This is a genomic window from Cellulomonas sp. ACRRI (assembly GCF_022346185.1).
Taxonomy (GTDB): domain Bacteria; phylum Actinomycetota; class Actinomycetes; order Actinomycetales; family Cellulomonadaceae; genus Cellulomonas.
Genome location: NZ_JAKRMS010000044.1, coordinates 16,697 through 29,576, shown reverse-complemented (window position 1 = coordinate 29,576; position 12,880 = coordinate 16,697). Strand labels below are relative to the sequence as shown.

At 73.8% G+C, this 12,880-nt stretch carries 15 protein-coding genes; 14 read left to right on the top strand and 1 reads right to left on the bottom strand.

The window, feature by feature from the left end:
* From MHY85_RS10110 to MHY85_RS10050, 13 genes are all read left to right on the top strand, one after another.
* Positions 1 to 204, top strand: a 204-nt coding sequence (locus MHY85_RS10110) for a hypothetical protein (protein ID WP_239195970.1), incomplete at its 5' end; no start/stop codon positions are given.
* Positions 201 to 707 (top strand): hypothetical protein, encoded by a 507-nt coding sequence (locus MHY85_RS10105; RefSeq protein ID WP_239195968.1) that lies wholly within the window; start codon positions 201 to 203, stop codon positions 705 to 707. The genes MHY85_RS10110 and MHY85_RS10105, both read left to right, overlap by 4 nt.
* Positions 708 to 748: 41 nt before the next feature.
* Entirely contained in the window at positions 749 to 1,618 is an 870-nt protein-coding gene (atpB, locus tag MHY85_RS10100) for a F0F1 ATP synthase subunit A (protein WP_374233374.1), read from the top strand.
* A gap of 104 nt (positions 1,619 to 1,722) precedes the next feature.
* Entirely contained in the window at positions 1,723 to 1,977 is a 255-nt protein-coding gene (gene atpE / locus MHY85_RS10095; protein WP_276509384.1) for an ATP synthase F0 subunit C, read from the top strand.
* 17 nt (positions 1,978 to 1,994) lie between these two features.
* Positions 1,995 to 2,570 (top strand): F0F1 ATP synthase subunit B, encoded by a 576-nt coding sequence (locus MHY85_RS10090; RefSeq protein WP_239195966.1) that lies wholly within the window; start codon positions 1,995 to 1,997, stop codon positions 2,568 to 2,570.
* Complete coding sequence (locus tag MHY85_RS10085) at positions 2,570 to 3,382, top strand: F0F1 ATP synthase subunit delta (protein ID WP_239195964.1); 813 nt, start codon at positions 2,570 to 2,572, stop codon at positions 3,380 to 3,382. The genes MHY85_RS10090 and MHY85_RS10085 overlap by 1 nt, the downstream gene beginning before the upstream one ends.
* A gap of 79 nt (positions 3,383 to 3,461) precedes the next feature.
* Positions 3,462 to 5,090, top strand: a complete 1,629-nt coding sequence (gene atpA / locus MHY85_RS10080; protein WP_239195962.1) for a F0F1 ATP synthase subunit alpha — start codon at positions 3,462 to 3,464, stop codon at positions 5,088 to 5,090.
* A gap of 3 nt (positions 5,091 to 5,093) precedes the next feature.
* Entirely contained in the window at positions 5,094 to 5,987 is an 894-nt protein-coding gene (locus tag MHY85_RS10075; RefSeq protein WP_239195959.1) for a F0F1 ATP synthase subunit gamma, read from the top strand.
* A gap of 65 nt (positions 5,988 to 6,052) precedes the next feature.
* Complete coding sequence (gene atpD / locus MHY85_RS10070) at positions 6,053 to 7,537, top strand: F0F1 ATP synthase subunit beta (RefSeq protein WP_239195956.1); 1,485 nt, start codon at positions 6,053 to 6,055, stop codon at positions 7,535 to 7,537.
* A 57-nt stretch (positions 7,538 to 7,594) separates the two neighbouring features.
* Positions 7,595 to 7,876, top strand: coding sequence for a F0F1 ATP synthase subunit epsilon (locus tag MHY85_RS10065; RefSeq protein WP_239195954.1), 282 nt, complete (start codon positions 7,595 to 7,597; stop codon positions 7,874 to 7,876).
* A 16-nt stretch (positions 7,877 to 7,892) separates the two neighbouring features.
* Entirely contained in the window at positions 7,893 to 8,315 is a 423-nt protein-coding gene (locus MHY85_RS10060; RefSeq protein WP_239195952.1) for a DUF2550 domain-containing protein, read from the top strand.
* Positions 8,316 to 8,334: 19 nt separating this feature from the next.
* On the top strand, positions 8,335 to 9,030 hold the full coding sequence (gene nucS, locus MHY85_RS10055; protein ID WP_239195950.1) for an endonuclease NucS: 696 nt from the start codon (positions 8,335 to 8,337) through the stop codon (positions 9,028 to 9,030).
* Between the two features lie 111 nt (positions 9,031 to 9,141).
* Positions 9,142 to 10,404, top strand: coding sequence for an N-acetylglucosamine-6-phosphate deacetylase (locus MHY85_RS10050; protein ID WP_239195948.1), 1,263 nt, complete (start codon positions 9,142 to 9,144; stop codon positions 10,402 to 10,404).
* 27 nt (positions 10,405 to 10,431) lie between these two features.
* Here MHY85_RS10050 and MHY85_RS10045 read toward each other — a convergent pair whose 3' ends face one another.
* The gene (locus tag MHY85_RS10045) at positions 10,432 to 11,436 is read right to left on the bottom strand and encodes a LacI family DNA-binding transcriptional regulator (protein WP_239195946.1); all 1,005 of its coding nucleotides are present in this window, start codon (positions 11,434 to 11,436) and stop codon (positions 10,432 to 10,434) included.
* Between the two features lie 397 nt (positions 11,437 to 11,833).
* Here MHY85_RS10045 and MHY85_RS10040 point away from each other — a divergent pair, with 397 nt between their 5' ends.
* Positions 11,834 to 12,877: a LacI family DNA-binding transcriptional regulator gene (locus tag MHY85_RS10040; RefSeq protein WP_239195945.1), complete on the top strand. Its 1,044-nt coding sequence runs from the start codon at positions 11,834 to 11,836 to the stop codon at positions 12,875 to 12,877.
* Positions 12,878 to 12,880: the final 3 nt, after the last annotated feature.

Sequence of the window (12,880 nt, the reverse complement as noted above, 5' to 3'; positions counted from 1 at the left end):
GGGCCGCACCCCGCGGTCGAGCACCGCGCCGCCGGCCCCGCGGCCCGGCACGCCGCGGACGCGCGTCGCCGCGCCTGGCACCCCCCGTCCGCCGGACCGGCCGCCGCGGGCGGCCACGCCGTCGCCGGCCCCGCCGCCGCGGCGCACCCCCTGACCCGCCTGACCGACGCCCTGCACGACGCCGACCCGAGGACGGACCGATGACCGACCCCACCGCCGAGCCGACCCCCCGCCGCGGGGACAGCCCCGAGGTGGCCGCCGTGTTCCGCCGCGCGCTGCGCGACATGATCTGGCTGGTCGCCGGCGTGACCGTCGTCGGCGTGGGTGTCGGCTGGCTGGTCGCCGGCCTGCCGGGCGTCTGGGGCGCCCTGATCGGCGCGGCCATCGCGCTGGTGTTCTCCGGGACGACGACGCTGTCGATGCTGAAGACGGACGCGTCGGCCCCGGGCCGGATGATGGCCGTCATCATGGGCACCTGGCTGGGCAAGCTCGTGGTCGTGATCGTCGTGCTCGCGGTGCTGCGCGGCATGGACTTCTACGACCGGTACGTGCTCGCGGTGGTCGTCGCGGTGGCCGTCATCGGCTCCGCGCTGCTCGACTACCGGGCCGTGTCGCGGGGCAGGGTGCCCTACGTGTCGCCCTCTGGTGCTGGGCCGAAGGTCCCGAATGGGGACGAGCCGGACGGGTCCACCCGTTCCGTAGGCTAGGCTTCCAGCCGAACCACCCACGACGGCCGGGTCCCGGCGCGGTGACCCGCACCTCGAGGCACCCGACGCCGCGAGCCTTCGACCTACAGGAGACTGCTCTGTCCAGCCTTGCGACGATCCTGCCGCTCGCTGCCGAAGGCGAGTCCGGGTTCCACAAGCCGTCGATCGCGGAGTTCTTCCCCCCGGCCATCTGGTTCGAGGGCACGATCTTCGAGATCAACCGCATCCAGGTCGTGCGCTTCGTCGCGGTCGCGGTGCTGCTGACCGTCATGGTCATCGCCGCGCGCCGGGCCCGCCTGGTGCCGCGCCGCGGCCAGAACATGGCCGAGATGCTGCTCGACTTCGTCCGGGTCAACGTCGCCCAGGACATCCTCGGCAAGGAGAAGGCGCCCAAGTACGTCGCGCTGCTCACGACGATCTTCTTCGCGATCTTCGCGTTCAACATCACGGGCGTGATCCCGTTCCTCAACATCGCGGGCACGTCGCTGATCGGCCTGCCGGTCATGCTGGCCCTCTGGGTCTACGTGATGTACCTGGGCGCCGGCGTCAAGGCGCACGGCGTGGGCGGGTTCCTCAAGAGCAGCCTGTTCCCCCCGGGCGTGCCGTGGCCGCTGTACATCCTGCTGGCGCCGGTGGAGTTCCTGCAGGTGTTCGTCCTGCGGCCCGTCACGCTGGCGATCCGGCTCATGGCCAACATGGTCGCCGGGCACCTCATGCTGGTGCTCTGCTTCTCGGCCACCCAGTTCCTGCTGTTCGAGGCGAGCGGCGGGCTGAAGCCCTTCGGCGCGCTGACCCTCGCGGGCGGCTTCGCGATCACCCTGTTCGAGGTGTTCGTCGCCGCGCTGCAGGCCTACATCTTCGTCGTCCTCACGGCCGTGTACCTGAGCCAGTCCATCGAGGACGAGCACTGACCTGATCTGACCAGCACCACCCCCACGGGGGCCTCGACGGGCCCTCGTCACCAGACGACCGCCGGCCGACCGGTCGGCGGCCAAACGGAAGGAACGAGCACAGCGTGTCTCTTCTCGCGGACCCCAGCGTCATCCTTGCGGCCGAGAACGCCATCTCGGGCAACATCGCGACCGTGGGCTACGGCCTCGCGGTTCTCGGCCCGGGCATCGGCCTCGGCATCCTGATCGGCAAGACCGTCGAGGGCATGGCGCGCCAGCCCGAGGTCGCCGGCCAGCTCCGGACCACCATGTTCATCGGCATCGGCTTCGTCGAGGTCCTCGGCCTCCTCGGCCTGATCACCGGCTTCCTGTTCTCGTGATCGCAGCCGCGCTTCCCATGCCGGGGACTGCGGGCATCCTCTTCGCGGCCGAGACCGAAGAGGTCGAGGGCTGGCGCCTGCTCGTCCCCGCGGGCTACGACATCCTGTGGTCGTCGGTCGTCCTGATCGTGATCGGCGTCGTCTTCTACAAGCTCGTGCTGCCCAAGTTCCAGGCGGTGCTGGACGAGCGCACGGAGAAGATCGAGGGCGGTCTCGCGAAGGCCGCCAGCGCCCAGCAGGAGGCTGCCGCCGCCAAGGCGGAGTACGAGCAGCAGCTCCAGGACGCCCGCGCCGAGGCGGCGCGCATCCGCGAGGACGCGCGCTCCGAGGCCGGCCAGATCGTCGCCGAGGCGCGCGAGAAGGCCACCGCCGAGGCGGCGCGGATCGCCGAGACGGCCCAGCGCCAGATCGAGGCCGAGCGCCAGCAGGCCGCCGTGTCGCTGCGCGCGGACGTCGGCTCCCTAGCCACCGAGCTCGCGTCGAAGATCGTCGGCGAGTCGCTGGAGGACGAGGCGCGTCGCTCGCGCGTCGTCGAGCGGTTCCTGGACGACCTGGACGCGCAGACCACCGCCACCGCGGGTAAGGGGAACTGATGCGAGGGACGAGCCGGGCGTCGCTGGCCGCCGCGGAGAGCCGGTTCGAGCCGGTGCTGCGCGCGGCCGGCGGCGAGGGTCTGCTGCTCGGCGAGCAGCTGTTCGCGCTGGTCGACGCGCTGGACTCGTCCGGCTCGCTGCGGCGCACCCTGACCGACCCGTCGGCCGCCGGCGAGGCCAAGGCCGCGCTGGTGGCCCGGCTGCTGACCGGCGCCGACCCCCGCGTGGCCGAGGCCGCGCAGGGGCTGGTGCGCGCGCGGTGGTCCGCGGAGGACGACCTCGCCGACGCGGTCGAGCACCTGGCCTTCTCGGCCGTGCTCGCCTCGGCGGAGGCCGACGGCACGATCGAGCAGGTCCAGGAGGAGCTGTTCCGGATCGGCCGCGCGCTCGCCGGGCAGCGCGAGGTGCGCCGCCGGCTGTACGACGACACGCTGCACGCCCAGGTGCGCGGCGAGCTCGTCGACCGCCTGCTGAACGGCACGGGCGCCGCCGTCACGCGGGTGCTCGCGCGGCGGGCTGCCGTCGCGCCGCGCGGCCGCCGGTACGTGGCCACGCTCGGGCACCTCGGCGACCTGATCGCCGAGCGCCGCAGCCGCACGGTCGCCACGGTGACCAGCGCCGCGGACCTCGGCACCGCCCAGCGGGCGCGGCTCGCCGAGATCCTCGGCCGCGCGTACGGGCGCGAGATCCAGGTGCAGGTCCTGGTGGACCCGCACGTCCTCGGCGGCCTGCGCGTGCAGCTCGGCCCCGAGGTGATCGACGCGACCGTGCTCGCACGGCTGGCGGACGCCCGTCGACGACTTGCCAGCTGACGGGCCTCGGGCCCGTCACGACCCCCCGACCCACGTGGTACTGCACGCCCCCGGCGTGCTGCACGACAGGAGAGATGCCATGAGCGAGCTGCAGATCCGGCCGGAGGACATCCGCGCCGCGCTGGACAGCTTCGTCACGACGTACGAGCCCACCGGCGCCGCCGCCGAGGAGGTCGGGCGCGTCACCCTGGCCGGCGACGGGATCGCCCGCGTCGAGGGCCTGCCCGGTGCGATGGCCAACGAGCTGCTCCGCTTCGAGGACGGCACGCTGGGCCTCGCCCTCAACCTCGACGTGCGCGAGATCGGCGTCATCGTCCTCGGTGAGTTCACCGGCATCGAGGAGGGGCAGGAGGTCCGCCGCACGGGCGAGGTCCTGTCCGTGCCGGTCGGCGACGCCTTCCTCGGCCGCGTGGTGGACCCGCTGGGTCAGCCGATCGACGGCCTGGGCGACATCGAGCCGGAGGCGCGCCGCGCGCTCGAGCTGCAGGCCCCGGGCGTGATGGCCCGCAAGTCGGTGCACGAGCCGCTGCAGACCGGCATCAAGGCCATCGACTCGATGATCCCGATCGGGCGTGGCCAGCGGCAGCTCGTCATCGGCGACCGCCAGACCGGCAAGACCGCGATCGCGATCGACACGATCCTCAACCAGAAGGCCAACTGGGAGACGGGCGACCCCGACCAGCAGGTCCGCTGCATCTACGTCGCCATCGGCCAGAAGGGCTCCACGATCGCCGCCGTCCGCGGCGCGCTCGAGGAGGCCGGCGCGATGGAGTACACGACCATCGTCGCGGCGCCCGCGTCCGACCCGGCGGGCTTCAAGTACCTCGCGCCCTACACCGGCTCGGCCATCGGCCAGCACTGGATGTACAGCGGCAAGCACGTCCTCATCGTGTTCGACGACCTGTCGAAGCAGGCCGAGGCGTACCGCGCCGTGTCCCTGCTGCTGCGCCGCCCGCCGGGCCGCGAGGCGTACCCGGGCGACGTGTTCTACCTGCACTCCCGCCTGCTGGAGCGTTGCGCGAAGCTGTCCGACGAGCTGGGCGGCGGCTCGATGACCGGCCTGCCGTTCATCGAGACCAAGGCCAACGACGTCTCGGCGTACATCCCGACCAACGTCATCTCCATCACCGACGGCCAGATCTTCCTGCAGTCGGACCTGTTCAACGCGGACCAGCGGCCCGCGGTCGACGTCGGCATCTCGGTGTCCCGCGTCGGTGGCGCCGCCCAGGTCAAGGCGATGAAGCAGGTCTCCGGCACGCTGAAGCTGGACCTGGCGCAGTACCGGTCGCTCGAGGCGTTCGCGATGTTCGCGTCCGACCTCGACGCCGCGTCCCGCGCGCAGCTGACCCGCGGCGCCCGCCTCATGGAGCTGCTGAAGCAGCCCCAGTACTCGCCGTTCCCGGTCGAGGAGCAGGTGGCGTCGATCTGGGCCGGCACCAAGGGCAAGCTGGACGACGTGCCGGTGGCCGACGTCCGCCGGTTCGAGACGGAGCTGCTGGACCACCTGCGCCGCAACACCGGCGTGCTCAGCGCGATCGCGGAGACGGGCAAGCTCGGCGACGACCTGGAGGCCGAGCTGTCCTCCGCCGTCGACGAGTTCCGTCAGGGCTTCCTCAAGGGTGACGGCACGCCGCTGGTCGGCGCCGAGCAGCCCGAGGACGAGACGCCGGTCGAGCAGGAGCAGATCGTCCGGCAGAAGAAGGCCTGACGCATGGCCGGACAGCAGCGGCTCTACCGTCAGCGGATCAGGTCGACCCAGTCGCTGAAGAAGATGTTCCGCGCCCAGGAGCTGATCGCGGCGAGCCGCATCGGCCGCGCCCGGGACCGGATGGCGTCGGCGTCCCCGTACGCCCGCGCCATCACCCGGGCGGTCTCCGCCGTCGCCACGCACTCCGACGTGACGCACCCGCTGCTCGCGGAGCGCCAGGACACCAACCGCGTGGCCGTGCTGCTCATCGCCTCGGACCGCGGCATGGCGGGCGCCTACTCGGCGTCCGTCATCCGCGAGACCGAGCGGCTGGTCGAGCGGCTCGAGGGCGAGGGCAAGGAGGTCGCGCTCTACGTGAGCGGGCGCCGCGCCGAGTCCTACTACCGGTTCCGGCAGCGTGAGCTGGCGGGGGTGTGGACCGGGCAGTCCGACGCCCCGACGTCCGAGCTGGCCGAGGAGATCGCGAGCACGCTGCTCGAGGCCTTCGCCGCCGATCCGGCCGACGGCGGCGTGGGGGAGCTGCACATCGTGTCGACGCAGTTCGTCAACATGGTGAGCCAGCGACCGCAGGTCATCCGGATGCTCCCGCTCGAGGTCGTCGAGGGCATCGCGACCCCCGGCGAGCACGAGGCGCTCCCGCTGTACGACTTCGAGCCCGACCCGGCCGAGGTGCTGGACGCGCTGCTCCCGCGGTACGTGCGGACCCGGATCTTCGCGTGCCTGCTGCAGGCGGCGGCGTCCGAGCTCGCGGCGCGGCAGCGCGCGATGCACACCGCGACGGAGAACGCCGAGGACCTCATCCGCACGTACACGCGGCTGGCGAACCAGGCCCGCCAGGCCGAGATCACCCAGGAGATCAGCGAGATCGTGTCGGGCGCCGACGCGCTCGCCTCCTGAACCGCCCGACCGCACGACCCGAACCAGCCCGCCGGACACCGGCGGACGACCGAAGGCAGGCAGACATGACCGCGACCACCGTCGACGCGAAGGACTCCACGGCCACGCCGGGCGTGGGCCGCGTCGCCCGTGTGATCGGGCCCGTCGTGGACATCGAGTTCCCCGCGGACCAGATCCCCGACATCTACAACGCGCTGACCGTCCACATCGACCTGTCGTCGCAGGGCGAGGGCGAGGAGTCCGGCGGGTTCGAGATGACGCTCGAGGTCGCGCAGCACCTCGGCGACTCGCTGGTGCGCGCGATCGCGCTGAAGCCGACCGACGGCCTCGTGCGCGGCGCCCAGGTCACCGACACCGGCGCGCCGATCTCGGTGCCGGTCGGCGACGTCACCAAGGGCCACGTGTTCAACGTGACCGGCGAGGTGCTCAACCTCGCCGAGGGCGAGACGTTCGAGGTCACCGAGCGCTGGCCGATCCACCGCAAGGCCCCGGCGTTCGACCAGCTCGAGTCGAAGACCCAGATGTTCGAGACCGGCATCAAGGTCATCGACCTGCTCACGCCGTACGTGCTCGGCGGGAAGATCGGCCTGTTCGGCGGTGCCGGCGTCGGCAAGACCGTCCTCATCCAGGAGATGATCCAGCGCGTCGCGCAGGACCACGGCGGCGTGTCCGTGTTCGCCGGCGTCGGCGAGCGCACCCGCGAGGGCAACGACCTCATCGTCGAGATGGAGGAGGCGGGCGTCTTCGACAAGACCGCCCTCGTCTTCGGCCAGATGGACGAGCCGCCGGGCACGCGTCTGCGCGTCGCCCTGTCGGCGCTGACGATGGCGGAGTACTTCCGCGACGTCGCCAAGCAGGACGTGCTGCTGTTCATCGACAACATCTTCCGGTTCACGCAGGCCGGCTCCGAGGTGTCCACGCTGCTCGGCCGCATGCCGTCCGCGGTGGGCTACCAGCCGAACCTCGCGGACGAGATGGGCCTCCTGCAGGAGCGCATCACCTCGACCCGCGGCCACTCGATCACCTCGCTGCAGGCGATCTACGTGCCGGCCGACGACTACACCGACCCGGCCCCGGCCACGACGTTCGCGCACCTCGACGCGACGACGGAGCTCTCCCGCGAGATCGCGTCCCGCGGTCTGTACCCCGCGGTGGACCCGCTGGCGTCGACCTCGCGCATCCTCGACCCGCGGTACGTGGGCCAGGAGCACTACGACGTCGCCACCCGCGTGAAGTCGATCCTGCAGCGCAACAAGGAGCTCCAGGACATCATCGCGATCCTCGGTGTCGACGAGCTGTCGGAGGAGGACAAGACGGTCGTCGCGCGCGCCCGCCGCATCCAGCAGTTCCTCTCGCAGAACACCTACATGGCGGAGAAGTTCACCGGCGTCGTGGGCTCCACGGTCCCGGTGTCCGAGACCGTCGAGGCGTTCGCGAAGATCGCCGACGGCGAGTTCGACCACATCGCGGAGCAGGCCTTCTTCAACATCGGCGGCCTCGAGGACCTCGAGCGCAACTGGGCCCGCATCCAGAAGGAGTACGGCGTCTGACCTGACGCCCCTGCTCCACCCCCCCCGATCCACCCCCTTCCAGGAGGTTCTCGTCCCATGGCCCAGCTCGAGGTCGACCTCGTCGACACCGACGGCACCATCTGGTCCGGTGAGGCGCGCCAGGTGAGCGCACCCGCGTCGGACGGCGAGATCGGCATCCTGGCCGGGCACACCCCGGTCCTCTCCGTGCTCCGGCGCGGGGAGGTCCGGGTGATCGAGGCCGGCGGGACCGTGCACCGCTGGTCCGTCGAGGGAGGCTTCCTCTCCGTCGACGGCGACCAGGTGACCGTCGTCGTCGACGCGGCCGAGGCGGTGGCCTCCGGCGCGTCCGGCCGCTGACGCCGGCGGGCTGGCGGTGACCGGGCACCAGATCGCGTTCCTCGCGCTGCTGCTCGTCGTGGCCGCGCTCGTCGTGGTGGGCCTCGGGCTGTCCCGGTGGAGCAGCCTGACCCGGCGGGTCGGGTCGTTCCGCTGCGCCCTGCGGGTGCGGGGCCGCTGGTCGCGCGGCATCGCGCACTACGGCGCCCGGCACCTGTACTGGTGGCGGCTCCGGTCGCTCGCGCCGCGCCCCGAGCAGGTCTGGCCCCGGGGCGGCATGGAGGTCCTGGAGCGCACCGCGATGGACGCTACGGTGGTCGGCGGGCCGTACCTCGTGCGGTGCCGCGTGGGCGGACCGCGCGGCGCCGAGGAGGTCGAGCTCGTCATGACGCCCGAGGCGTACGCCGGGCTCACGTCCTGGCTGGAGGCCGCCCCGCCGGTCGCGCACCACGTCATCTGACCCGCGGAGGTCCCACCCCATGCGCCTGCTCGTCGCGCGCTGCTCGGCCCGGTACAGCGGCCGGCTCAACGCCCACCTGCCCCTGGCCACCCGGCTCGTCGTGGTCAAGGCGGACGGCTCGGTGCTGCTGCACTCCGACGGCGGCTCCTACAAGCCGCTGAACTGGATGAGCCCGCCGTGCACGCTGCGCACGTCGGAGGCGCCGCCCGAGGACGCCGAGCGGGGCGTCACGCAGGTGTGGACCGTCCAGCACACCCAGAGCGACGACCGCCTCGTCATCGAGGTGCACGAGGTCCTGCACGACTCCGACCACGACCTGGGCGTCGACCCGGGTCTGGTCAAGGACGGCGTCGAGGCGCACCTGCAGGAGCTGATGGCCGCGCAGATCGACGTGCTCGGCGCCGGGCACACCCTGGTGCGCCGCGAGTACCCGACCGCGATCGGTCCGGTTGACATCCTCGCGAAGGACGCGGCGGGGGCCACGGTGGCGGTGGAGATCAAGCGCCGCGGCGACATCGACGGCGTCGAGCAGCTGACCCGCTACCTGGAGCTGCTCAACCGCGACCCGCTGCTCGCGCCGGTGCGGGGGGTGTTCGCGGCGCAGGAGATCAAGCCGCAGGCACGGGTGCTGGCCACGGACCGCGGCATCGCCTGCCTGGTGCTGGACTACGACGCCATGCGCGGCGTCGACGACGTGGACTCCCGGCTGTTCTGACCCGGCCCCTGCGTCGAGTGGAAGGTTCTGACCGACACGCCGACGGCGTGTCGGTCAGAACCTTCCACCCAACTGCCTCGGCCGGGCCCGGACGTGCGCCATGATGGGGCCGTGACCACCGCCGACACCGCCACCGCCGACGTCGTCCTGCGCGGGGAGGTGGTGACGCCGACCGAGGTCGTGCCCGACGGGGCCGTCGTGCTGTCCGCGGGGCGCGTCGCGTGGGTCGGACCCGCGGCGCAGCTGCCCGGCCGGTGGTCCGACGACCTCCCGCCCGCGCCGGCACCCGGCACCACCGTGCTGCCCGGCCTGGTCGACCTGCACGACCACGGCGGCGGCGGGTCGAGCTTCCCGGACGCGACGACCCGCGACGAGGCCCTCGTGGCCGTGCGCGAGCACCTCCGGCACGGCACGACCAGCCTGGTGGCCTCGCTCGTCACCGCCCCCCGGGACGTGCTGCTGGCGCGCGCCGCCCTGCTGGCCGACCTGGTGGAGTCGGGCGACCTGGTCGGCATCCACGCGGAGGGGCCGTTCCTGTCCGCCGACCGGTGCGGGGCGCAGAACCCGGCGGACATGCTGCCGGGCGACCCGGCGCTGGTGGCCGACCTGATCGCGGCCGCACGAGGGCACCTGGTGACGATGACCGTGGCGCCGGAGGTGCCGGGCGTCGCCGACGGCTCAGGCGCTGGGAGCGGGGACGTGCTCGCGGCCCTGGTCGCCGGCGGTGCGGTGCCGTCGGTCGGGCACACCGACGCGGCTGCCGAGCAGGTGGACGTCGCGGTGCACCGGGCGCGCGCCCTGCTGACCGGTCGCCTGGGCGCGCCGGGCCGGTCGCCGCGCCCGACCGCCACGCACCTGTTCAACGGCATGCGCCCGCTGCACCACCGCGACCCCGGCCCGATCGCGGCCTGCCTGGGCGCCGCCGCGCGCGGGGACCTGGTGGTCGAGCTGGTCGCGGACGGCACCCACCTGGCCGACGGCACCGTGCGGGCGGTCTTCGACCTGGTCGGACCCGGCTCGATCGCGCTGGTCACCGACGCGATGGCCGCGGCGGGCATGGCGGACGGCGACTACCGGCTCGGCCCGATGGCGGTCCGGGTGGGCGGCGGGGTGGCGCGGATCCTCGGCGACGACGGCTCGGCCGGCGCGATCGCGGGCGGCACGGCGCACCTGCTGGACGCGGTGCGGACGGTGGTCGGCGCCGGGATCGGGCTGGTGGCCGCGGTGCGCGCCGCGGCGACGACGCCCGCGGAGGTCCTCGGCCGGCCGGACCTCGGGGCGCTGGCGGTCGGTCGGCGGGCGGACGTGGTCGTGACGGACGAGGACCTGGCCCCCGTGGCGGTCTACCGGGCGGGACGGCTGGTCTCCGCGTAGCGGCCGGAGCCCGGGCCGTCCCGGCGCTCAGGCCCGGGGCGCCGCCACGCTGCCGTGGTCCGTGTAGGTGGGGGAGACCAGCCGGGTCTCGGCCAGGTCCTCGCCGGACAGCCGGGCCATCACCATCTCCACCGCGATGCGGCCGATCCGCTCGCCGGGCACCTCGATGAGCGACACCGGCACGGGCAGGCCCGCGGCCATCTCCGCGGGGCTGACCGCCACCACCGAGAGGTCCTCCGGCACCCGGAGACCGCGCTCGGCCGCGCGGGCGAGCAGCCCGCCGAGGGCGGCCTCGTTGTGCACCACGAGCCCGGTCGTCCCGGGGTGCCGGGCGAGCACGGCGTCGAGCGCGGCGGCGCCCCCGGAGAACGTCGGCTCGGCCGGCACGACGTCGGCCTCGACCCCGCTGGACCCGGCCTGCTCGAGCACCCCCTGCCGCATGCGCACCGCGTAGTTCGCGCGGTGGTCGAGCCGGTCCTGGGACGCCCCCACCAGCACGAGCCGGCGGTGGCCGTGCCCGGCGAGCTCGCGGACCGCGAGCCGCCCCGCCCCGGCGAAGTCCAGGTCCACGCAGCTCAGGCCCGTGGTGTCGTCGGGCACGCCGATGAGGATGCTCGGCAGGGCGAGCGCGCGCAGGGCGGGCAGCCGCGCGTCCTCGGACTCGATGTCCATGACGATGAGCGCGTCCGCGGTCGAGCTCGCGGCGACGCGGTCGATGCCCTGCGCGTCGTCCTGGGTGAGCACGAGGACGTCGTGGTCGTGCTCCCGGGCGGTGGTCACGACGCCGCCGACGAACTGCATGATGATCTGCACGTTGATCCCGGGCCGGAACGGCACCATCAGCGCGATCACGTTGCTGCGGCTGGACGCCAGGGCGCGCGCGCCGGCGTGCGGCCGGTACCCGAGGTCGGCGATCGCGCGCTGCACCCGGTCGCGCGTGGGGCCGGAGATCGTGCGCTTGCCGCTCAGCACGTAGCTGACGGTCGACACGGACACCCCCGCCGCGCGGGCCACGTCCCCGATGGTCGCCATCCGCCCAGGGTAGTGGGGGTGCGGGGCGCCGGTGTGCAGGTGGGCGGGGCCGCGGGTGCTGCCGGTCGCGTGCGCCTCGCCGGCGCTCCGGACCGCGGCGGAGCGAAGCGCTTCGCACTGTGCAAGCGGTTCGACACGGTGATCCCCCTGGTCAGGACCGCCGCGCCCGCGAAGCGTCGTCGCCCGCGCGATCGTGCGGCTTGACGTGCGGCGACGGTCGCGTCGTAGTATCGAAGCGATTCGACGCTCATCGTGATCGATTCGAGACATCAGGCACTGGACGCGTCCGCCGGGACCGGCCTACGGTGACGACCGCGCGAAGCGCTTCGACACCTCACGGACGAGGTGCCGCCGAGACACAGCCGTCGAGGGAGAGGGCCGCACGACGATGGTGACGATGCAGGACGTGGCACGCCGGGCCGGCGTCGCGCTGTCCACCGTGTCGGCCACCCTCACCGGCGCCCGCCCCGTCTCCGCCGCGACCCGCGCCCGGGTCGAGTCCGTGATGGACGAGCTCGGGTACCGGCCCAACGCCCTGGCCCGCGGCCTGGCCACGCGCCGCAGCCGGGTGCTCGCGCTCACCTACCCCGTCGCCGACTCGGGCCTCAGCCGGACCTCGGCCGAGTTCGTGCTCAGCGCGGCCGCGGTCGCCCAGGAGCGCGGGTACCAGCTGGTGCTCTGGCCGTTCGCGGCCGAGGACGCCGACGGGGTGCTCGACGTCGCCCGCCGCGGGCTGGCCGACGGCGTGCTGGTGATGGAGGTGCACGCCTGGGACGCCCGGGTGGCGGCCCTGCGCGGCGCCGGCGTCCCGGTGACGCTCATCGGGCGCACGGCGGACGACGCGGACCCCGAGGTGCCGACGGTGGACGTCGACTTCGCCGCCACGCTGGCCGACGCGGTCGCCCACCTCGCGGGCCTCGGGCACCGCCGGATCGCGTTCGTGAACCACGCCGAGCACCGGCTGGCCGAGGGCCACGGCCCGACCGTCCGGGCCGCGGCGGCCTACACGGCCGAGATGCTGGCCCGCGGCCTCGACCCGGTGCAGGTGTACGCCGAGGAGTCAGTGGCGGGCGGCCGGGCGGCGCTCGCCGCGCTGCTCGACGCGACCCCGGCGCCGACCGCGGTGATCACCATGAACGAGGACGCGACGTTCGGCGTGGCAGCCGAGCTCGCCGCCCGCCGCGTGGCCGTGCCCGCGGAGCTGTCCGTGCTCGCGGTGGTGTCGTCCCCGGCGGTCGCCGGGCAGACGGTGCCGCCGCTGACCACGCTGCACGCCCCCGGCGCGCAGCTCGGGCGCGCGGGCGTGGACGCCCTGCTCGCCCTGCTCGGCACCGGCGAGGTGCCTGCCCCCGTCCTGGAGCCGTGCCGGCTCGTGGACCTCGGCAGCACCGGCCCCGCGCCGCGCGGCGCCGAGGCGCTCGCCGGGGCCGGGGCCCCCTAGACC